This window comes from Stenotrophomonas sp. YJH_SMC_122, from assembly GCF_059369535.1.
Genome location: NZ_JCAFST010000006.1, coordinates 187145 through 207442, shown reverse-complemented (window position 1 = coordinate 207442; position 20298 = coordinate 187145). Strand labels below are relative to the sequence as shown.

Below are 20298 nucleotides of genomic sequence, written 5' to 3'. Positions count from 1 at the left end.
GCCCAACGCTGCGGACAGGCCCTGGCAGGCTCAGCGCTTGCGGTTGGAAGCGCGCGGCGCCGGAGTGTCCTCGGCCGTCGCTTCGTCCACCGCCTCCTGCAGGACGCGGCCCAGCTCCAGGGCGCTCCAGTTTCCGGTGTCCAGCACGTCGCAGGCGACGTGGCGCCCGCTGCGGTCGGCGGCACACAGCCGCTCCAGCATCGCATGGGCGTCGACGTCGCTGCTGCGGCCCTGCGCTGCGACCAGGTTTTCGCAGCCCTCGCGCACGCCGGCACGGCACACGGTGGTGTAGTGCTCTGCCGCCTGTCGCCATTGGCCGGACAGCGCAAGACGGTTGCCAAGAATGTTGCAGCCCTGCAGCTTGCCCTGCGCGCAGCAGGCTTCGGCACCGCCGCTGGCCAGCGCCTGCGGGCAGTCCTGCGGCAGCGGCAGCACCGTGTAGTGTTTCGGCGGGCTGCAGGTGCTCGCGCCCTCGCCGGTCGGCACGAACACCTGGAAGCGTGTCCACGTGTCCAGGCCCAGCAGCTGGCCCCCGGGCAACGGCCGCAGCACGAAGTCGCCGCCCTTGTCGTGGCGGATGCGGATGTCGCCGTCTTCGACACGAGCACGCAGCTGGCTGTCCCAGCCGATGCCGACCCGTCCTGCATCGCCGAAGTCCAGCGTATCCATCAGGCCACCTGCGGCGCGGAAGGTGCCGCAGGGCAGCGCCGTAGCCGGCTGCGGTCGCAACGAGGCGCCCAGCGCCTGCAATGCAGGCAGGCGCTCGCAGGCGGCGCTGTCCTTGCCGGGCGCGCACGCTGTGGTCAGTGCCTGCACCGCCTGCAAGGGGTCGCCGGATTCCCACGAGAGCTCGGCCACGCGGCTGCAGAAGCCGCCATGGCCGACCTGCTGGCACAACTGCAACAGCTGCTGGCGCTGCACGGCCGGCACCACTACCGGCGTGGAGGGTGACAGCACGGAGCTCACGGCTTCGACCATCGCCGCACCCATCGCGGCCTTGACGATCTGCTCCTGCAGCGCCGGATCCGCTTCCAGCGCCGCTGCACAGGCCGGTGTCTCGTTGCTGAAGCCGCCATTCCGGCACGGCACAGGCAGTTCGATGCCGGCCAGTGCGGTATCGAGGAGGGCCTGTTGCTGCGCCTCATCCGGCGTGGCCGGCGCCCTGGCCTCGTCATGCCAGCGATCGGCCAGCTGCAGGCACATGCCGGGCACGCCTTCCCGGCACGCCGCTGCCAGCACGGTCGGGGTCGCCTCGTGGCGGTTGTCCAGGCAGGCCGCCGCATCGGCCAGGCAGCTGCCCGCAGCCGGCGCAGCGGCTGCGGCGCACTGTGCAGGGGCCTGCAGGGTGTAGACCGTGCCGTCCAGCTCGAGGGTGCGGCCACGGTCGCGCACCTGCAGCGCGCTGGGCAGGCCATATTCCAGATTCACCAGCTGCAGCTTGCCTTCGATCTGCTGGAACGCGACCGGGGTCGGAGCGCTGCCGAAGTGCTTCTGCTCGCCACGGTTGGATGAGCTGACGCGCAGCGTGCTGCTGCCTTCGTCGGCCTTGAACAGGCCGCATTGCGGTGCCTGTGCCGCGGCCACCGGCGTGGCCAGCAGCAACGCCCAGGCCAGCCAGTGGCGGTACGGTGCGAGTGAGAGCATGTCGACTCCTTGACGATCAAAGGCAAAACGCCGGGTGCTGCCGGAGGCCCTGGCCCACACCCGGCAGAACTCAGCGGAAGCGCGCGCGCAGGTCGGGGCGCAGCAGGCGCCAGGCCAGCCAGCCCTGCAGGCCGAGAAGCACGAACGACATGCCGACCACGGTCAGCGTGATCAGCCAGCGTTTCAGCTGCAGCTCCTGCAGCAGGGCCGGGTCATCGGCCAGCAGCGGAATGAAGTCGCCCATGAACAGGTCCAGCCACCAGGCGGCTGCGAAGTTGGTCAGGGCACTCAGCAGCAGCAGTACCACGAAGCTCCACAGGCCCCAGCGACGTTCACGCAGCAGGCCCCAGCTGGATACGGTCGAGGCCAGGCACAACAACGCGACGACCATTGACGCGGCGACCGGATGCGCCAGCAGCCAGACCAGGCTGTGCAGCTGCTGGTGCTGCACTTCGCTTTCCACCAGGCGCCACAGCGCTAGCTGGTGCAGCGGCCACAGCACCAGTCCCTGCAGCACGAAGTAGACCGTCAGCAGCAGTGACAGCCAGAACGAGGCCTGTGCCACCGGGCGCACCCAGGCGTGATAGGCCGGGGACGGCGGCGAGGGGATCGACGGGATCGACATTGACATCCGATGTCCTTGCAGTCGGCGCCCGCCTGCTCAGCGGGCCGTCACCCGGGTGGCGACCGCCGGCAGGATATGGTGTTCGCTCAAGGGTGCCAAGGGCAGGCCATGCGGTGGTTGCAGCGATACCCAGGCCAGTTCGGCAATTTCGGCGCGCGCCTGCGGCGTACCGTCCACCTGCACCCACCACGCCTGTGCCTGCACGCGGTGGCCGGGCTCGTTCACCGCCCAGTCCTCGAACGTGCCCAGCGCGATGGCGGCATCGGCGCGCAGCTGCACGCCCAGTTCTTCGTCCAGCTCGCGGGCCAGCGCCTGCAGCGGTGCTTCGCCGGGTTCGGGCTTGCCACCGGGCTGGATGAAGCGGCGGGCACCGTGCTTGCGCACCAGCAGCGCCCGGCCGCGGTCATCCAGGATGACCGCGGCCACGATCCGGATCGTGGCCGCGGCGTTGCTCACTTCAGGTTCTGCTCGAACAGCTTGAGGATGCGCTTGTACTGGTCCAGCCAGGAATCGGCGCGCACGTAGCCGTGGCGTTCCAGCGGGTACGGGGCGATCGACCAGTTGTCCTTGTGCAGCTCGATCAGGCGCTGGGTCAGGTTCACCGAATCCTGGAAGAACACGTTGTCATCCATCATGCCGTGGGCGATCAGCAGGTTGTCCTGCAGGTTCTGCGCGTACTCGATCGGCGAGGACACGCGGTACGCCTCCGGGTCGATGTCCGGGGTGTTGAGGATGTTGCTGGTGTAGCCGTGGTTGTAGTTGTGCCAGTCGACCACCGGGCGCAGCGCGGCGCCGGCCTTGAAGGTGCCCGGCGCACGGAACAGCGCCATGAAGGTCATGAAGCCGCCATAGGAACCACCGTAGATGCCGGCGTGGTCGCGGTCACCCTGCTGGGTGTCGACCAGCCAGTCCAGGCCGTCCTTGTAGTCTTCCAGTTCCGGGTGGCCCATGTTGCGGTAGATGGCCGTGCGCCAGTCGCGGCCGTAGCCCTCGCTGCCGCGGTAGTCCATGTCCAGCACGATGTAGCCCTTCTGCACCAGCAGGTTGTGGAACATCTGCTCGCGGAAGTAGGCCGGGTAGCGCTGGTGCACGTTCTGCAGGTAGCCGGCGCCATGCACGAACATCACGATCGGGTACTTCTTCCCCGGCTCCTTGTTTTCCGGCTCGTAGTACTTGGCCCAGACCACGCCGGCACCGTGCTTGGACGGCACTGCCACCAGCTTCGGCTGGATCCACTGGCGTGCCTTGTAGTCGGCGGTGCGGGTGTCGGTCAGCACGCGCGCTTGGCCACCGGCACTGGGCAGCACCGCCAGCTGCGGCGGCAGGTAGGCACCGGAGTAACGCACCAGCAGCTGCTGGCCATCCGGCGACAGCGAGAAATCCTCCACGCCGTTGAGGCTGGTCAGCTCGCGCACCTGGCGGCTGCCGGTGTCGACCGCGCAGACTTCGTAGTCATGCGGGGCCTGCTGGTTGCACAGGAAGTAGAAGCCCTTGCCATCGGCCGACGGCACCGGCGCCGAGGTTTCCCACTTGCCGCTGGTCAGCGCCTGCGGCTTGGCGGTGCCGGCCTGGGTGTACAGGTGCGAGAAGCCCGATTCCTCGGACAGCAGCCACAGCGTGCGGCCATCGGCCATCCAGCCGAAATCGTTGAAGCCCCAGTTGATCCAGGCGTTGTCGGTCAGGCGGTGGCGGTTCTGCACGCGGCCGTCTGCAGCGTTGACGCTGATGATCCAGCGGTCCTTGTTGTCGTTGGCACGCAGCATCACCGCGGCCTGCTGGCCGTCGGCGCTCCAGCGGATGCCGCCGCCCATGAAGTCGCTCATCACCTGCACGCTGCGCTCGCCCTTCAGCGCGTCCTTGCCGGCCTTGCGGCGCAGTTCGGCCAGCGGGTCGGTGCTGATGCCCGGCAGGCTGGCCAGCGAGAGCTTCTCGGCCTTGCCGGTGCGCACGTCCACGTACCACAGGGTGTGCGGTTCGAAGCCGTTGCGGCCGACGCGGGTGCGGGTGTCCTCGGTTTCCTCGTATCCCGATTCGGTCACGTACAGCGGCATCTTGCTGGTGCGGCCGTCGTCGAAGTCCTTCGGCTTGGTCACCACGATCAGGTGGGTGAGGTCCGGCGACAGCACGCTGTCGGCGATCTCGACGTCGGCGCCCAGGTACACCGGGCCCGGTGCGCGGGTCGGGTCAGCCTGGCGCCAGCGCTGGTCCTGGTCCTTCAATGCCTCGCGCTGCTCGCGGTCGCGGCGCAGGGTTTCCAGCGTGCGCAGCTGCTGGTCGCGCAGCACGTCGGCCTTCGGCGGCGTGCGCGGGTCCTTCTCGGCCTTCAGGCTGGCCACCTGCTGCACGCCGCTGGCGGCGGTCCAGTGGAACCAGTTCTGGCCGACGCGCCAGATCACGCCGTTGTCGGCGGCAAAGTTCACGTTGCCCGCGCGCTCGTTGCTGCGGGTGAGCTGGGTCAGCGCGCCGCTGCGCAGGTCGCGCACGAACACATCGCCATTGCGCACGAAGGCGCTGCGGCTGCGGCTGCGGTCGTAGACCGGATCGGCCACGTCCAGGGTGCCGCGCTGGTCATCAGCCACCTGCGCGGCCACGCCGCCGGCCACCGGCTGGCGGAAGGTGTCGCGCACCGGGCTGCCGTTGCGCTTGAGCTGGTATTCCACCTGCTGGCTGTTCCACGACCACCAGGCCTTCTCGACCGGCGGACCGATCCAGTCCGGGTCGGCCATCGCCTGTTCGATGGTGATCGGCGTCGGCGCAGCATGCGCAGCCGGTGCGGCCAGCACGGCCGACAGCAGGAGGGACAGGGGCAGCACTCGGGACATGGGCGGACGGCACCAGAAGAGGAAACCGGCCAAGGGTACCAGCCGCCCCGGCCCGGGGCAGGGGCCACAGGTCATGGCAGCGGGATTGGCAAAGTGGTGCAACCGGTTGCCGTGGTCGCGCATCCATTCTCCTGAACCCGCATCATCCATCGAACAGGAGCCCGACCATGCAGGAACTCATTCCGATCACCCTCTTCATCTGCATCGCCTACGCGATCCATGCCATTGCCGATGCGCGCGCGCGCAGCAAGCTGGTGGCCCCGCACGTGCCGGAGGAAGTGATCCGCTCGCTGGCCGTGCTGGAAGAAGAGCGCCGCCGCCAGGGGGCGCTGCGCTGGGGCATCAGCCTGGTCTGCCTGGCCCTGGCCATGGCCCTGCTGGAAGCCATCGGTGCCCGTGACCTGACCTTTGGTGCCGCTGCCGCGCTGGTCGGTAGTGCCGGCCTCGGCCAGCTGCTGGCCTGGCACTTCACCCGCCCTGCGGCACGCAAGGGCTGAGCCGGCCCATGCCATGGGCACAGGGGGCGCCCCATAGATGAGCCTGCTCGGCGAAGCACTGTCGGCACTGCGGGGCCGTCGCCGCGAGGATAGGGCGGCGACGGCGGCCCCCGCCAAAGCGCTGGACGCGGACCAGGCCCTGGTGCGAGCCATCATCGATGGCTCGCAACCGGCCTTCGCGCAGCTGGTGGAGACCCACCAGCGCACCTGCGCGCATGTGATCGGACGCATGGTCGGCGACCGCGACCAGGTCGCCGACCTGCTGCAGGAAACCTTCCTTGCCGTGTTCCGCCAGCTGCACCGGTTCCGTTTTGAATCCTCGCTGCGCACCTGGGTTTCCCGGGTCGCTTACACCACGGCGCTGCAGCACCTGCGCCGGCGGCGGCTGGAGGCGCAATGGATGGTGGCGGTGGAGGTGCCGGAGGAACTGGGGATCGGCGATGAAGGCCCCGGGCCCGCCGAGTTGAGCGAGGCGCTGCAGGCCGGGCGCCAGCTCGGCGCGGCACTGGAACGGCTGAGCGCGCCGCAGCGCCTGATCGTCGGCCTGCATTACCTGGAGGATTTCGATCTGGCCGAGATCGAGCAGGTGACCGGGCTGGCGCGCGGTACCATCAAGAGCCACCTGCACCGCGCGCGCCAGGTCCTGAAGCAGGAACTGACGCGGCATGCCACCGCCGGAGAGCTGCTGTGACTCAATCGACCGACCCTCGCGATGCGGAAAAGCGCGCGCTGGCGCAGGCGTTGCGTGAGCAGGTGCAGCAGGAAGCAACGCCGGATGTGAGCGAGGCGCTGCAGAAGCGCATTGCCGCTGAGTCGCGCGACAGTGGCGTGGGCTATGTGGTGGTGCAGGTGCTGTTGTTTGGCGCACTGCTGGCTGCAGCGGCCTGGTATTTCTGGCACTGAGGCACCCGCCGGGCGGTGGGCCGCTCCAATCGCGGTGGGTAGATGCCGACCTGGGTCGGCGTTTGGGCGTGTGTGCCAACCAGGGTTGGCAGCTACCAGAACGGTTGACCCCTGCGACAAAGTGAAGCAGCGCGTCACCCGGTCGCATCCCGTCTTAACGAAATCCTCCTAAAGTGGTCTGGTATCCCACCGGTCGCAGGCAGGAGGCGTCCCTTGGACGCGTTGTTGTTGTCCCGGATCCAGTTCGGATTCGTCATCAGTTTCCACGTGCTGTTCCCTGCCTTCACCATTGGCACGGCCAGCTGGCTGGCCTTCATCGAATGGCGCTGGCTGCGCACCAAGTTGCCCGTGTGGCGCGAGCTGTACTTCTTCTGGCAGAAGATCTTCGCGGTGTCGTTCGGCATGGGCGTGGTCAGTGGCATCGTCATGGCCTTCCAGTTCGGCACCAACTGGCCGCGGCTGAGCGAGGTGGCCGGTACGGTCATCGGCCCGCTGCTGACCTACGAGGTGCTGACCGCGTTCTTCCTGGAAGCCAGCTTCCTCGGCGTGATGATGTTCGGCTGGGGCCGGGTCTCGCCGCGCCTGCATTTCCTGTCCACCTGCATGGTGGCGCTGGGCACGCTGTTCTCCACGTTCTGGATCCTGTCGTCCAACAGCTGGCTGCATACACCGGCCGGCTACGAGATGGTCAACGGCATCGTGCATCCGGTGGACTGGTGGCAGGTGGTGTTCAACCCCTCGTTCCCCTATCGCCTGGCGCACATGGCACTGGGCTCGTTCATCACCACCTGTTTCGTGATTGGTGGCGTCGGTGCGTGGTACCTGCGCAAGGGCACGCACGTGGAAGCGGGACGTCGCATGCTGATCGCAGCGGTGGCGTTCGCGGCATTGACCGTGCCGGTGCAGATCTTCGTCGGCGACATGCATGGCCTGAACACGCTCAAGCACCAGCCGATGAAGATCGCGGCGATGGAAGCGCACTGGCATGAAACCGAGGAAGGCGAGGGCGTACCGCTGGTGGTGTTCGCGCTGCCCAACGAGAAGGAAGAGCGCAACGATTTCGAAGTGGCCATCCCGAAGCTGGGCAGCGTGATCCTCACCCACTCGCTGGATGGCACCTTCGACCCGCTGACCTCGGTACCGGCCAGCGAGCGGCCGCCGGTGACGCCGGTGTTCCTTGCCTTCCGCATCATGGTCGGGCTGGGCACGCTGATGCTGCTGTTGGCCTGGGTGTCAGCGTTCCAGCTGTGGCGCAGGAAGCTGCTGGATTCACCGTGGCTGCTGCGTGGATGGAACTGGATGCTGCCGAGTGGCTTCGTCGCGCTGCTGTCCGGTTGGTTCGTCACCGAGATGGGGCGCCAGCCGTGGGTGGTGTACGGCGTGCTGCGCACCGCCGATGCGGTTGGCCCGCAGAGCGCGTGGATGACGGCGCTGTCGCTGGGCGTCTACGTGGTCGGCTACGCCTTCGTGTTCGGCTGGGGCATCTGGTACCTGGTGAAGATCCTGCGCCACGGACCGCAGCCCTACGCCGAAGGGCCGTCGCTGGACCACGGCAGCCACACCCCGGCGCGCCCGCTGTCGGCAGCCGACGAACCGCTGGAGGAGCGCTGACATGGACCTGATGACCTGGCTGCCGGTGGCGTGGTTCGCGGTGATCGGCTTCGGCGTGCTGATGTACGTGGTGCTGGACGGCTTCGTGCTTGGCATCGGCATCCTGGCCCCCTTCGCCGAGGACGAGGAGCAGCTGGACCTGATGATGAACACCGCCGCGCCGATCTGGGACGGCAACGAGACCTGGCTGGTGCTGGGTGGTGCCGGCCTGCTGGCGGCCTTCCCCAAGGCCTATGCGGTGCTGTTGTCGGCGCTGTACCTGCCGGTGCTGGTGCTGGTGGTGGCGTTGGTGTTCCGTGGCGTGGCCTTTGAATTCCGCTTCAAGGCACATCGGTCACGCCGGCTGTGGAGCGTGGCGTTCGGCCTCGGTTCGCTGCTGGCGACGTTCGCCCAGGGCGTGATCCTGGGCACGCTGGTGCAGGGCATCCCGCTGGTGGACGGCGCCTACCAGGGCGGGCCGTTCGCCTGGTTCAGCCCGTTCGCGATGCTGACCGGTGCCGCGCTGGTGGCCGGCTATGCGCTGCTGGGCAGCACCTGGCTGATCCTGAAGACCGAAGGGCGCGTGCAGGCGCTGGCGCGGCAGATGACCCGGCCGCTGGTGGTGGCGGTGATCGCGGCGATGGGCCTGGTCAGCAGCTGGCTGCCGTTCCTCGATTCGCGGCTGATGGCGCGCTGGTTCAGCGACGGCAACTTCTGGTGGCTGTCGCCGGTGCCGCTGCTGACCCTGGCGGTAGCCGCCGCGCTGTGGCGCAGCGCGACCCATCCGCGCCGCGATCTGCCGCCGTTCCTGCTCAGCCTGGCCCTGTTCGTGCTCGGTTTCCTCGGCCTGGTGCTGGGCATGTGGCCCTACCTGCTGCCACCGTCGATGACCCTGTGGCAGGCCGCCGCGCCGGCCTCCTCGCTGGGCTTTACCCTGGTCGGGCTGGTCGTTCTGCTGCCGGTCATCCTCGGCTATACCGCGTGGTCGTACCGGGTATTCCGCGGCAAGGTGCACGCCGATACCGGTTACCACTGATTGATTGAAGCGGGGGCCGCCGGTGCCGGCTCCCGTGTTGGGGAATGTGAAACCTGCACACCCCGTGCAGGACGTGCTAGCGTGCGCTCCTTTCCGGCAGCCAGGGGGGCAGCCGGCGACGTCCTGGACGGACGCACGGCTGCAGGACTGGGGGGCCGCCGCGCGTCGCCGTAATGGCTCGTGCCTATCGTTCTCCCGTTGAAGCACCTTCGCTAAATGATCGAATTCTCCATCGTCGACTGGGCTGCCTGGGCGCCCGGCCTGAGCGAGCGTAGCCAGTGGCTGGGCTGGGCCGATGCGCCGTATCCGCCGGTTGGCGAAGACACGCCGGCGCTGGCCGAGATCCCGGCAATGCAGCGCCGCCGCATCGAGCGGCTGGGCCGGATGGCGATCCAGGCTGCCTGCTGGTGCGAGGATGGGCAGGGGGCGGACAGCCAGGTCCCGCTGGTGTTCGCCAGCCGCCACGGCGACGTGGCCCGTTCGATGGAGCTGCTGGGGGCGCTGGCCAGCGATCAGCCCTTGTCACCGACGGGGTTCGGCCTGTCGGTGCACAACGCGATCGCTGCGTTGTACTCGATCGCGCGCGGCCACCGTGGCAACTACCTGGCGCTGGCCGCCGGCCAGGCCACGGTCGAGACCGCCTGCCTGGAAGCGGCCGGTCTGCTCGCCGATGGCGCCCGCGAAGTGCGGGTGGTGGTGTATGAGTCGCGCCTTCCCGAGATTTACTCGACGTTCGCCGACGAACCCGACCCGTTCTTTGCCTGGTGTTGGCGTTTGACGGCGCCGGTGCCGGGCCAGCCGACCCTATCCCTGCAGTGGGAGGCGGCGCCGGAGGCCACTGCCACCGCCCCGGGCGCACTGCCGCACGCGCTGGACCTGCACCGCTTCCTGCTGTCCGGCGCGCCGGCGCTGGAACATGTGGCCCAGGGCCAGCGCTGGCGCTGGGGACGCCGTGGCTGAGGCGCTGCGCCGCCTCGATCACGCCTGGCGGGTGCTCGGCACCGGCCTGAGCTTTGCCGCGTTCGGCGTGGGCGGCCTGCTGCTGGGCGTGCTGGTGATGCCGATGCTGCTGCTGATGCGCGACCCGGTGGTCCGCCGCCGCCGCGCCCGCCGCGTGGTCCAGGTCGCCTTTGCCAGCCACCTGCGCCTGATGCGTGCGCTGGGGGTGATGACCTACCAGATCGAGGGCGGTGAGCGCCTGCAGCGCGACGGCCTGCTGGTGCTGGCCAATCATCCGACCCTGATCGATGTGGTCTGCCTGATCTCGCTGCTGCCCAACGCCGACTGCGTGGTGAAGCGGGCCGTGGCCTGCAACCCGTTCATGCGCGGGCCGGTGCGGGCGGCCGGCTACATCGCCAACGACGACGGGGCGGGCCTGGTCGATGACTGCGTGGCCGCGGTGCACGCCGGCGGCACCCTGGTGATCTTCCCCGAAGGCACCCGCAGCGTGCCGGGCCAGCCGCCGCGGCTGCAGCGCGGGGCCGCCAACATCGCCGTCCGTGGCCGGCTGGACATCACCCCGGTGCGGATCACCTGCACCCCGCCCACGTTGACCAAGGGGCAGAAGTGGTATCGTGTCCCCTCACGTCGCTTTCACGTTCGGCTGCAGATCGGCGAAGATATCCCGATCGCGCCCTTCCTGGCCGATGACGACTCGCCAAGGGGGGATGCCTTGGCAGCACGCCGCGTCACCGAGCACCTTTCTCGTTATTTCGACCTGTCTGGAGATCCGCCCCGTGCAAGCACTTGAGCACGAGATCAAGGAATTGATCATTTCCTCCCTTTCGCTGGAGGACATCACGCCGGAGGACATCGATCCGACCGCGCCGCTGTTCGTCGAGGGCCTCGGCCTGGATTCGATCGACGCGCTGGAGCTGGGCCTGGCACTGCAGAAGAAGTACGGTGTCAGCCTGTCGGCCGATTCGGAAGAAACCCGTCGCCATTTCTCCAGCGTGCGCGCGCTCGGCGAGTTCGTCGCCGCCCGCCAGTCGTAACGGCGCCAGGAATTGCCATGACCAAGAATGAACTGTTCGAACGCATCGTCAGCATCCTGACCGACAGCTTCGAGATTGAAACCGCCCGGATCACCCCCGAGGCCCGGCTCTACGACGACCTGGACATCGACAGCATCGATGCGGTCGACCTGATCGTGCAGCTCAAGCCACTGCTCGGCCGCAACCTGCAGCCGGAAGCGTTCAAGGCCGTGCGCACCGTGCAGGACATCGTTGATGTCGTGCATGGACTGCTGCCGGACCAGGCAGCCGCCTGACCGCAGCGCCGGCGGCTTCGCCATGGCTCGCGCACGTACCGTCGTGGTGGCAGCGATTTCGCTTGCCTACCCGCTGCTGGTGTACCTGGCGATGGGCCGCTTCGAGCCGCGCTGGCTGTCGCTGCTGCTGTTCACCCTGGCCCTGCTGCGTGCGCTGAGCACGCGCCAGCCGTTGTGGTGGGCCGCCGCCGCCGGCACCGGCCTGCTGGCGGTGCTGGCCACCGTGCTCAACCAGGCCCTGCCGCTGAAGCTGTACCCGGCGCTGGTCAATGCGGTGATGCTGGCGGTGTTCGGCACCAGCCTGCGCTTCGGGCCGCCGTTGGTGGAGCGCCTGGCGCGGCTGCAGGAGCCGGACCTGCCCCCGTTCGCGGTGGCCTATACCCGCCGCGTCACCCAGGTGTGGTGCGGCTTCTTCGTTCTCAACGGCAGCCTGGCCCTGCTGACCGCGCTGTACGCGTCGGACCGGGCCTGGATGCTCTACAACGGATTGTTGGCGTACGTGATGATGGGCGTGTTGTTCGCAGGTGAGTGGCTGGTGCGGCGGCGGGTGAAGGCGGCGCACGCGCATGGTTGAGTGGATTGCCCTGGACCGGCTGCTGCTGGAGGCGCGGCCGCAGCGCAGCGTCGGCCTGTGCGACGGAGACATGGTTGACCACGCCTGCTTCCGCCAGCGCGTGCTGGGCTGGCGCGCCGCCTTTGCGGCGGCCGAAGGCCGCGACTGGGCCCTGTATTTCGATGACGCCGTGGCCTTCGCTGCGGCGCTGTTCGGCGCCTGGCATGCCGGCAAGCGGGTGTTCCTGGCCGCTGACAACCTGCCGGCCACGCTGCAGGCGCTGCAGCCGCAGGTGAGCGGTTTCGCGGGCGACGTGTCGGCCGACTACCGCCCGCTGGCGGCGCTGGACGCCGCACTGGACGACGAACTGCAGGCGCTGGACGAGCGCGCCTGCGAGCTGTGCGTGTTCACCTCCGGCAGCACCGGCCAGCCCAGTGCGATCGGTAAGCGCCTGGACCAGCTGGCGCGCGAGGTGGAAGCGCTGCAGGCCGCGTTCGGTGCGCAGCTGGATGGCGCGCAGGTGCACGGCACGGTGTCCCACCAGCACATCTACGGGCTGCTGTTCCGGGTGCTGTGGCCGCTGGCTGCCGGCCGCCTGATCCACCCGCGCCGGTTCTTCCACGAAGACCTGGTGGGCGCGCTGGCCGGTACCGACACGGTGCTGGTGGCGACGCCGGCCCATCTCAAGCGCCTGCCCGAGCAGCTCGACTGGGCCAGCCTGCATGGCCGCCTGCGCGCGGTGTTCTCCTCCGGTGGCCCGCTGCCGGAGGACGCGGCGCGACAGGTGCGGCAGTGGTTGGGCGTGGCTCCGACCGAGGTCTATGGCAGCAGCGAAACCGGCGGCATCGCCTGGCGCCGCTGGGACACCGACCTGCCGCCGTGGCAGCCGCTGCCGGGTGTGCAGTGGCGGATCGACGACGGCTGCCTGGCGGTGGCCTCGGCGCATCTGGAAACCCCCGGCTGGTGGCGCACCCAGGACCGCGTGGAAGCCTTGGCCGATGGCCGTTTCCGGCTGCTGGGCCGCGCCGACCGCATCGTCAAGATCGAAGAGCGCCGCGTCTCGCTGGATGCGCTGGAACGCGCGCTGCGCGAAGACACCGAAGTGGATGACGTGCGCGTGCTGGTGCTGCCCGGGCAGCGCGAGCAGCTGGCCGCCGTGGTGGTTCCGGCCGATCCGGCGCTGCTGGAGGGCGGCGACGCCGCGCGCCGTGCGCTGGGCCAACGCCTGGGCGCGCGCCTGGCGCATGCGCATGACGCGGTGACCCGGCCGCGCCGTTGGCGCCTGGTGCAGGCGTTGCCGATCAACGCGCAGGGCAAGGTGACCCAGGCGGCCTTGGCGGCGCTGTTCCAGCCACTGATGCCGGTGCCGGTCTGGGACCGCCGCGACGCCGCCAGCGCCACGCTGCGCATGACCCTCGACCCGGCGCTGCGGCCGTTCCAGGGCCACTTCCCGCAGGCGGCGATCCTGCCCGGTGTGGCGCAGTTGGACTGGGCGATGCGTTTCGGCCGCCAGGCATTTGCGATGCCGCGGGCGTTCCTGCGCATGGACGCGGTGAAGTTCCAGCATGTGGCCCGCCCCGGCGATGAGTTGACCCTGCAGCTGGACTGGGATGCCGCACGCAACGTGCTGGCCTTCCGCTATACCTCCAGCCACGGTGTGCATGCCAGCGGCAAGGTGGTTTTCGCCGATGCGGACTGACCCGGCCGTTGCCGGTGCCGCGTTCGCGCCACTGGTAGTGATTCCCGTCTACGACCACGAGCACGCCATCGTGGCGGTGGTCGACGGTGTGCAGGCCGCTGGCCTGCCTTGCCTGCTGGTCGACGATGGCTCGCATGACGCGTGCGCGGCGGTGCTGCGTACGCTGGCACAGCGCCAGGGCGTCGACCTGCTGCGCCTGGACGCCAACCAGGGCAAGGGTGGGGCGATGCTGGCCGGTTTTGCTGAAGCCGGCGCGCGTGGCTACAGCCACGTGCTGCAGATCGACGCAGACGGCCAGCACGATACCGCTGATCTGCCACGCTTCATCGAGGCCGCGCGTGTGCATCCCGACGCGGTGATCTGCGGCATTCCGGCCTACGACGCCAGTGTTCCCAAGGCACGCCTGTATGGCCGCTACGCCACCCACGTCTGGGTCTGGATCAACACGCTGTCGCTGCACCTGCGCGACACCATGTGCGGCTTCCGCGTGTATCCGCTGCCGCCGGTGCTGCGTCTGATCGGTGAAGAGACCATCGGCCGGCGCATGGATTTCGATACTGAAGTGATGGTGCGCCTGTATTGGCGCCGGCTGCCGGTCGAGCACCTGGCCACGCGCGTGACCTATCCCGCCGATGGCGTGTCGCACTTCGATGTGTGGCGCGACAACGTGCGCATCAGCCGCATGCACACCCGCCTGTTCTTCGGCATGCTCTGGCGCGCACCGCGGCTGCTGTGGCGCCGCCTGCAGGGGCAGCGCTGAGATGGCGACCGCGCAGGACGCCCCGCACTGGGCCGACATCGGCGAATCGACGTCGGTGGCCGGCGTGCTGTTCCTGTGCTGGGTGCACCGCTGGTTCGGGCGCTGGCCATTCCGCCTGTGCGCGTGGCCGGTGGTGGCCTGCCATTGGCTGGGCAACCGTGTGGGGCGACAGGCCTCGATGCAGTACCTGCAGCGGCTGCAGGCATACAGCGGTGTGCTCGGACGCGCGCCGACCCGGCGCGACAGCCTGCGCCACTTCTTCGCCTTCGCCGACACGATGCTGGACAAGATCCTCGGCCTGGGCGGGCGCTACCCGGCCGACCGTATCCACCTGCACCGCGACCTGGTGCTGCAGAAGATCGCGCGCCGCGAAGGCGGTCTGATCCTCACCGCGCACATCGGCTGCCTGGAACTGTGCCAGGTGCTGGCCGAACAGGTGCCGGGGTTCCGCATCACCGTGCTGGTGCACACCGCGCATGCGCAGCGCTTCAACCGTCTGCTGCAGCGGCTGGACCCGCTGGCGGCGGTGGAACTGGTGCAGGTGACCGAAATGGGGCCGGCCACGGCGGTGATGCTGGCCGAGCGCGTGGCGGCGGGGGGCTTCGTTGCCATCGTCGGCGACCGCACGCCGGTGCAGGGCGGTCGCAGCGTCACCGCCGATTTCCTCGGCCATCGCGCGCCGTTCCCGATCGGCGCCTATGTGCTCGCCGCGGCGCTGGGCTGCCCGGTCTACACCATGGCCTGCCTGCACGAGGGCGATGGCTATCGGGTGGCATTCGAACAATTCGCCGAACGCATCGTGCTGCCGCGTGGCTCGCGCGACGCCGCGCTGGCCGAACAGGCACAGCGCTTCGCGCGCTGGCTGGAACTCCAGGTCATCCAGTCCCCGTTGGACTGGTTCAATTTCTTCCCCTTCTGGGATCAGGCTCCGCATGACGACTGACGCCGTACCCCTGTGCCGCTTTGGCGACGCACCGTTGACCATCGAAGACGTGGTTGCCCTGGCCCAGCGCCAGTGCGAGGCCGCACTGAGCGACGCGCCGGCGTTCCGCGCGCACATCCAGCGCGGTGCCGACTTCCTCGACCGCCTGCTGCGCGAGGATGGCGTGATCTACGGTGTGACCACCGGCTACGGCGACTCGTGCACGGTGAACATCCCGCCGGCGCTGGTGGCGGAACTGCCGCACCACCTGTACACCTACCATGGCTGCGGCCTGGGCCGTTACCTGGACCCGGTCGAGACCCGTGCGGTGCTGGCCGCGCGCCTAGCGTCGCTGGTGCGCGGCATGTCCGGCGTCAGCGTGCCGCTGCTGGAAGGCCTGGCCACGCTGCTGCAGCACGATGTGCTGCCGATGATCCCGGCCGAAGGCTCGGTGGGGGCCAGTGGTGACCTGACGCCGCTGTCCTACGTCGCGGCGGTGCTGTGCGGCGAGCGCGAGGTGCTGCACGACGGCCGCGTGCAGCCGGCGGCCGAAGTGCTGGCGAAGATCGGCATGACCCCGCTGAAGCTGCGGCCGAAGGAAGGCCTGGCGATCATGAACGGCACAGCGGTGATGACCGGCCTGGCCTGCCTGGCCTGGCAGCGCGCCGACTACCTGGCCCGCATGGCCACGCGGTTGACCGCGTTCAACGTGCTGGCCAGCGACGGCAACGCGCACCACTTCGACGAAACCCTGTTCGCGGCCAAGCCGCACCCGGGCCAGGGCCGCATCGCCGCGCGCCTGCGCAGCGACCTGCACAGCGAGCGTCCGCCACGCAATGAACAGCGCCTGCAGGACCGCTATTCGCTGCGCTGCGCGCCGCACGTGATCGGCGTGCTGGAGGACAGCCTGCCGTTCCTGCGCCAGCTGATCGAAACCGAACTGAACAGCGCCAACGACAATCCGCTGATCGATGCCGACGGCGAGCGCATCCTGCATGGCGGCCACTTCTACGGCGGCCACATCGCGCTGGCGATGGACACCCTGAAGAACACCGTGGCCAACGTTGCCGACCTGCTCGACCGGCAGCTGGCGCTGGTGGTGGATGCCCGTTACAGCCATGGCCTGCCGGCCAACCTGTCGGCGGCCACCGGCCCGCGCGCGGCCATCAACCATGGCCTGAAGGCGCTGCAGATCAGCGTGTCGGCCTGGACTGCCGAAGCGCTGAAGCAGACCCTGCCGGCCAGCGTGTTCTCGCGTTCCACCGAGTGCCACAACCAGGACAAGGTCAGCATGGGCACCATCGCCGCGCGCGACTGCCTGCGCGTGATCGAACTGACTGAACAGGTGGTGGCCGCGATGCTGATCGCCGCCCGCCAGGGCCTGGCGCTGCGCGAACGGGTTGGCCTGAACGCGCAGCTGCATGGCAGTCTGGCCGGCATGTACGCCGACCTGGGGCAGCGCATCGCCCTGGTTGAAGAAGACCGCGCGCTGGATCGCGAACTGCGGGAACTGCTGGTGGAGATCCGCGCGCAACGTTGGGAGCTGTATGCCGGTGAATGAGGCTATTGAACGGGTTGGCGAAATTGCGTTGACCCCCGCCTTCCATGACTGCGATCCGATGAACGTGGTCTGGCATGGCAACTACTTCAAGTACTTCGAGATCGCGCGCTGCGCGCTGCTCGGGCGCTACGACTACGACTACCCGCAGATGCTCGAATCGGGTTACCTGTGGCCGGTGGTCGATGCGCGGGTGAAGTACGTGCGCCCGCTGCTGTTCAACCAGGCGCTGCGCGTGATTGCGCGCATCGTGGAATGGGAGAACCGGCTGAAGATCGAGTACGAGATCCTTGATGCGGAAAGCGGCCAGGTGCTGACCCGTGCGATGACCATCCAGGTCGCGGTGGACGCGGCCAGCAGGGAAATGCTGTACCAGTGCCCTCCAGTACTGTGGGAACGCCTGGGAGTGCCTGCACCGTGAACACCCTTGCCCGTCTTTCGAGCGTGCTGCTGTGCGCACTGATCTTCGCTGCCGCACCGCAGGTGCAGGCGGCCGACCCCGCCATGGATGCGATCACCCAGGCGGTGGCGCAGCCGGACGTGCTGCGTGGCCAGTTCAGCCAGGAAAAGCAGGTCAGCGGCTTCAGGAACCCGCTGCGCTCGCAGGGCCAGTTCGTGGTCGCGCGCCAGCATGGCGTGATCTGGACCACGCTCAAGCCGTTCCCCTCCGAAGTGGTGGTCACCGCCGACCGCATCCTCAGCCGCCAGCGCGATGGCAGCACCCGTGTCGAGCTCGATGCGCGGCAGCAGCCGGCGATGCGTTCGGTGAACGCGATCATGTTCGCGCTGATGAGTGGCGACGTGCAGGCGCTGTCCGGCCAGTTCAACGTGGCGGCCAGCCGTGAAGGGCAGGGCTGGCGGCTGCGCCTGACGCCGAAGTCGGCGATGCTGGCCAAGGCCTTCCAGTCGCTGACCCTGCAGGGTGACCGCTACGTGCGCCAGGTCGAGATCGTCGAGGCCAACAAGGACCGCACGCAGATCCAGTTCAGTGCACTGAGCGAAGCGCCGGCCACGCTCACCGCCGACGAGGCGCGCCGCTTTGAGTGAGGGTGCAGCATCGAACGGGCCGGACCGGTTGCGGCGCTGGTGGCACTGGCTGGGCATCGCCTGGCTGGTGCTCCTGCTGGTGTTGGGCGCGCAGCAATGGCGCCTGTGGAGCCAGCAGTCGCGGATCGACACCGACATCCTCGCCCTGCTGCCGCAGGACGCGCATGACCGCCTGTTGAGTGACGTCACCCGGCGCATCGCTGATGGCAGCTCGCGGCAGGTGGTGGTGCTGCTGGGCAGCAAGGATGGCGCCGCCGCCAAGCGCGCACAGGCGGCATTCGCTGCGGCGATGGCGGCGGATGCCGACAGCGCGTTGCTGGTGCCCAGCGGTTCGATCGAAGGCTGGTTCGACGAGGCGCGCGCGTTCTACGCGCCGTATCGCGATCGCCTGCTGACCCCGGCCCAGCGCGAGCAGCTGCAGGGCAGCGAGCCGGGCGCGCTGGCCGAGCAGGCGTTGGCTGCGCTGTACGGTCCGATGGGCGCCCCGCGCCTGACCGATTGGCGCCAGGACCCGCTGTCGCTGTGGCCGCAATGGTGGCAGCAGCAGGCGCAGGGGTCGGGGCTGCGGCTGGGCGATGACGGCCTGCTCGAAGCCGAGGGCAGACATTGGGCCGTACTGCAGTTCGATACGCCGGGGTCGGCGTTCCAGCTGGATGGCGAGCGCCATCTCGATGGCCTGCTGGAACGGGCCGGGCAGGCCGCCAGGGCGGCGGCGCCGGAACTGGAAATCCTGCATGCGGGTGTGCCGCTGCACGCCGAAGCGGCGGCGGTGCAGGCCAACCAGGAGATCAACACGATCGGCTGGGGCTCGCTGGCCGCGGTGCTGCTGCTGGTGTGGCTGGCGTTCCGTTCGCTGCGCCCGATCCTGCTGGTTGCCGCCTCACTGCTGATCGGCTGTGGCGTGGCGCTGGCGGTGACCGTGCTGGTATTTGGCAAGGTGCATGTGCTGACCCTGGTGTTTGGTGCGTCGCTGGTGGGCGTGGCCGAGGACTACGGCATCCATTGGTTCGCTTCGCGCCAGGCCGAACCGGCTGATCGTCGCTGGAAACTGCTGCGGCACCTGCTGCCCGGCCTGTGGCTGGCCCTGCTGACCAGCGCGCTGGCCTACCTGGCACTGGGCCTGGCCCCGTTCCCGGGCCTGCGCCAGATGGCACTGTTCTCGGTGGTCGGCCTGGCCGCCGCCTTCCTTACGGTGATTTTCTGGTTCCCGTGGCTGGATGGCGGCGAGATCCGCCAGACCCGTTTCTCGCAGTGGCTGGGCAACACGCTGGAGCGCTTCCCGCGCCTGCAGGGGCGCCGGCCGGTGATGGTGTTCCTCGGTGCCACCGTGGTGCTTTCGGCCATCGGCATCGCCCGCCTGCACAGCGACGACGACCTGCGCAGCCTGCAGTCCTCGCCGCCCGCGCTGATGGCGCAGCAGATCCGCTTGAGCCAGCTGCTGGGCATGCCCAGCCCGGCACAGTTCTACCTCGTGCAGGGCACCGACGCGGCGCAGCTGCTGCAGCGCGAAGAGGCGCTGACCGGACGCCTGCGTGCGCTGGCCGCCGACAAGCGCATCGGCGGTTACCGCGCGATCAGTGACTGGCTGCCGTCGCCGGCACGCCAGCAGGCCGACGCCGCGCTGACCGCCAAGGTGGAACCGGGCGTGCTGCGGGCCGTGTCCGATGCGGTCGGAGAACCCTTGCCGCGCCCGGACTTCGCCACCACGCCGCTGACGGCCGAAGCGTTCCTGGCCTCGCCGGCCTCGCAGCCGTTCCGGCACCTGTGGGTGGGCCAGGTCGGCGGGCAGATGATCAGCGTGGTGATGGTCGATGACCTGTCGCGCGCCGATGCGCTGGCCACCCTGCGCGGGGCGGCCGAGGGCCTGCCCGGTGTGCGCTGGGTGGATCGCACCGCCGACTTCTCGCAGCTGCTGGGCCACTACCGCAAGCTGATGGGCGGGCTGCTGCTGGTCGGCATCGTGCTGGTGTTCGGCGCGCTGTGGCTGCGCTACCGCCGCCAGGCCTGGCGCGTGTTCGCGCCGACCCTGATTGCCGGCGCATTGACCTTGGGCCTGCTGGGCCTGTTCGGCCAGCCGCTGCAGCTGTTCAACGTGCTGGCACTGATGCTGTTGCTGGGCATGGGCATCGACTACGGCATTTTCCTGATCGAGCATCGCGGCGACGCCAGTGCCTGGCTGGCCGTGTGCGTGGGCGCGGCCAGCACCTGGCTGTCGTTCGGCCTGCTGGGCCTGTCGCAGACCCCGGCGTTGCGCGCGTTCGGCCTGACCCTGCTGTTCGGCATCGGCCTGGTCTGGCTGATCTCGCCGCTGTTCCGTCCGCCGCCGCACGATCTGCCGCCGGCCTGAGCCTGTTTTCCGACTTCCTTCTTTCC

General features: G+C 69.0%; 21 protein-coding genes. 17 read left to right on the top strand and 4 right to left on the bottom strand.

The window, feature by feature from the left end; translation table 11 throughout:
* Window positions 1-30: 30 nt before the first annotated feature.
* The 4 genes from AC5P66_RS10645 to AC5P66_RS10630 form a co-directional block, all read right to left on the bottom strand.
* A complete protein-coding gene (locus AC5P66_RS10645) occupies window positions 31-1644 on the bottom strand; it encodes a hypothetical protein (protein WP_495216293.1) in 1614 nt (537 codons plus the stop codon).
* Window positions 1645-1714: 70 nt separating this feature from the next.
* Window positions 1715-2275 (bottom strand): hypothetical protein, encoded by a 561-nt coding sequence (locus tag AC5P66_RS10640; RefSeq protein WP_099494926.1) that lies wholly within the window; start codon window positions 2273-2275, stop codon window positions 1715-1717.
* Window positions 2276-2305: 30 nt separating this feature from the next.
* Entirely contained in the window at window positions 2306-2725 is a 420-nt protein-coding gene (locus tag AC5P66_RS10635; protein WP_049438277.1) for an NUDIX hydrolase, read from the bottom strand.
* Window positions 2722-5091 (bottom strand): S9 family peptidase, encoded by a 2370-nt coding sequence (locus AC5P66_RS10630; protein WP_099494927.1) that lies wholly within the window; start codon window positions 5089-5091, stop codon window positions 2722-2724. The genes AC5P66_RS10635 and AC5P66_RS10630 overlap by 4 nt, the downstream gene beginning before the upstream one ends.
* Window positions 5092-5258: 167 nt before the next feature.
* Here AC5P66_RS10630 and AC5P66_RS10625 point away from each other — a divergent pair, with 167 nt between their 5' ends.
* The 17 genes from AC5P66_RS10625 (at window position 5259) to AC5P66_RS10545 (ending at window position 20272) form a co-directional block, all read left to right on the top strand.
* Window positions 5259-5588, top strand: a complete 330-nt coding sequence (locus tag AC5P66_RS10625; protein WP_005414880.1) for a hypothetical protein — start codon at window positions 5259-5261, stop codon at window positions 5586-5588.
* Between the two features lie 37 nt (window positions 5589-5625).
* Window positions 5626-6279, top strand: coding sequence for an RNA polymerase sigma factor (locus AC5P66_RS10620; RefSeq protein ID WP_099494928.1), 654 nt, complete (start codon window positions 5626-5628; stop codon window positions 6277-6279).
* Window positions 6276-6491, top strand: a complete 216-nt coding sequence (locus AC5P66_RS10615) for a hypothetical protein (RefSeq protein ID WP_049415989.1) — start codon at window positions 6276-6278, stop codon at window positions 6489-6491. Before AC5P66_RS10620 ends, AC5P66_RS10615 begins: the two co-directional genes overlap by 4 nt.
* Before the next feature lie 213 nt (window positions 6492-6704).
* Complete coding sequence (locus AC5P66_RS10610) at window positions 6705-8102, top strand: cytochrome ubiquinol oxidase subunit I (protein WP_495216292.1); 1398 nt, start codon at window positions 6705-6707, stop codon at window positions 8100-8102.
* Window position 8103: 1 nt separating this feature from the next.
* Window positions 8104-9117 carry a cytochrome d ubiquinol oxidase subunit II gene (gene cydB, locus AC5P66_RS10605; RefSeq protein ID WP_049415994.1) on the top strand — a complete coding sequence of 338 codons (1014 nt, stop codon included), beginning with the start codon at window positions 8104-8106 and terminating at the stop codon, window positions 9115-9117.
* A 216-nt stretch (window positions 9118-9333) separates the two neighbouring features.
* On the top strand, window positions 9334-10077 hold the full coding sequence (locus AC5P66_RS10600) for a beta-ketoacyl synthase chain length factor (protein ID WP_049415997.1): 744 nt from the start codon (window positions 9334-9336) through the stop codon (window positions 10075-10077).
* Entirely contained in the window at window positions 10070-10867 is a 798-nt protein-coding gene (locus AC5P66_RS10595; RefSeq protein WP_099485775.1) for a lysophospholipid acyltransferase family protein, read from the top strand. Before AC5P66_RS10600 ends, AC5P66_RS10595 begins: the two co-directional genes overlap by 8 nt.
* Window positions 10854-11111, top strand: coding sequence for a phosphopantetheine-binding protein (locus tag AC5P66_RS10590; protein ID WP_005411610.1), 258 nt, complete (start codon window positions 10854-10856; stop codon window positions 11109-11111). The genes AC5P66_RS10595 and AC5P66_RS10590 overlap by 14 nt, the downstream gene beginning before the upstream one ends.
* A gap of 17 nt (window positions 11112-11128) precedes the next feature.
* Complete coding sequence (locus AC5P66_RS10585; RefSeq protein ID WP_005411609.1) at window positions 11129-11386, top strand: acyl carrier protein; 258 nt, start codon at window positions 11129-11131, stop codon at window positions 11384-11386.
* A gap of 22 nt (window positions 11387-11408) precedes the next feature.
* Window positions 11409-11960: a COG4648 family protein gene (locus AC5P66_RS10580; protein ID WP_049416044.1), complete on the top strand. Its 552-nt coding sequence runs from the start codon at window positions 11409-11411 to the stop codon at window positions 11958-11960.
* On the top strand, window positions 11953-13638 hold the full coding sequence (locus tag AC5P66_RS10575; RefSeq protein ID WP_099494929.1) for an ApeI family dehydratase: 1686 nt from the start codon (window positions 11953-11955) through the stop codon (window positions 13636-13638). The genes AC5P66_RS10580 and AC5P66_RS10575 overlap by 8 nt, the downstream gene beginning before the upstream one ends.
* Entirely contained in the window at window positions 13628-14398 is a 771-nt protein-coding gene (locus AC5P66_RS10570) for a glycosyltransferase family 2 protein (protein WP_049416009.1), read from the top strand. The genes AC5P66_RS10575 and AC5P66_RS10570 overlap by 11 nt, the downstream gene beginning before the upstream one ends.
* 1 nt (window position 14399) lies before the next feature.
* Complete coding sequence (locus tag AC5P66_RS10565; protein ID WP_049416012.1) at window positions 14400-15341, top strand: lysophospholipid acyltransferase family protein; 942 nt, start codon at window positions 14400-14402, stop codon at window positions 15339-15341.
* Window positions 15331-16881, top strand: a complete 1551-nt coding sequence (locus tag AC5P66_RS10560; protein WP_099494930.1) for an HAL/PAL/TAL family ammonia-lyase — start codon at window positions 15331-15333, stop codon at window positions 16879-16881. Before AC5P66_RS10565 ends, AC5P66_RS10560 begins: the two co-directional genes overlap by 11 nt.
* Window positions 16868-17299 carry an acyl-CoA thioesterase gene (locus tag AC5P66_RS10555; protein WP_005420298.1) on the top strand — a complete coding sequence of 144 codons (432 nt, stop codon included), beginning with the start codon at window positions 16868-16870 and terminating at the stop codon, window positions 17297-17299. The genes AC5P66_RS10560 and AC5P66_RS10555 overlap by 14 nt, the downstream gene beginning before the upstream one ends.
* The gene (locus tag AC5P66_RS10550; protein ID WP_100478946.1) at window positions 17296-17925 is read left to right on the top strand and encodes a LolA family protein; all 630 of its coding nucleotides are present in this window, start codon (window positions 17296-17298) and stop codon (window positions 17923-17925) included. Before AC5P66_RS10555 ends, AC5P66_RS10550 begins: the two co-directional genes overlap by 4 nt.
* Window positions 17918-20272, top strand: coding sequence for an MMPL family transporter (locus tag AC5P66_RS10545; RefSeq protein ID WP_049416020.1), 2355 nt, complete (start codon window positions 17918-17920; stop codon window positions 20270-20272). The genes AC5P66_RS10550 and AC5P66_RS10545 overlap by 8 nt, the downstream gene beginning before the upstream one ends.
* The last annotated feature ends 26 nt before the right edge of the window (window positions 20273-20298 follow it).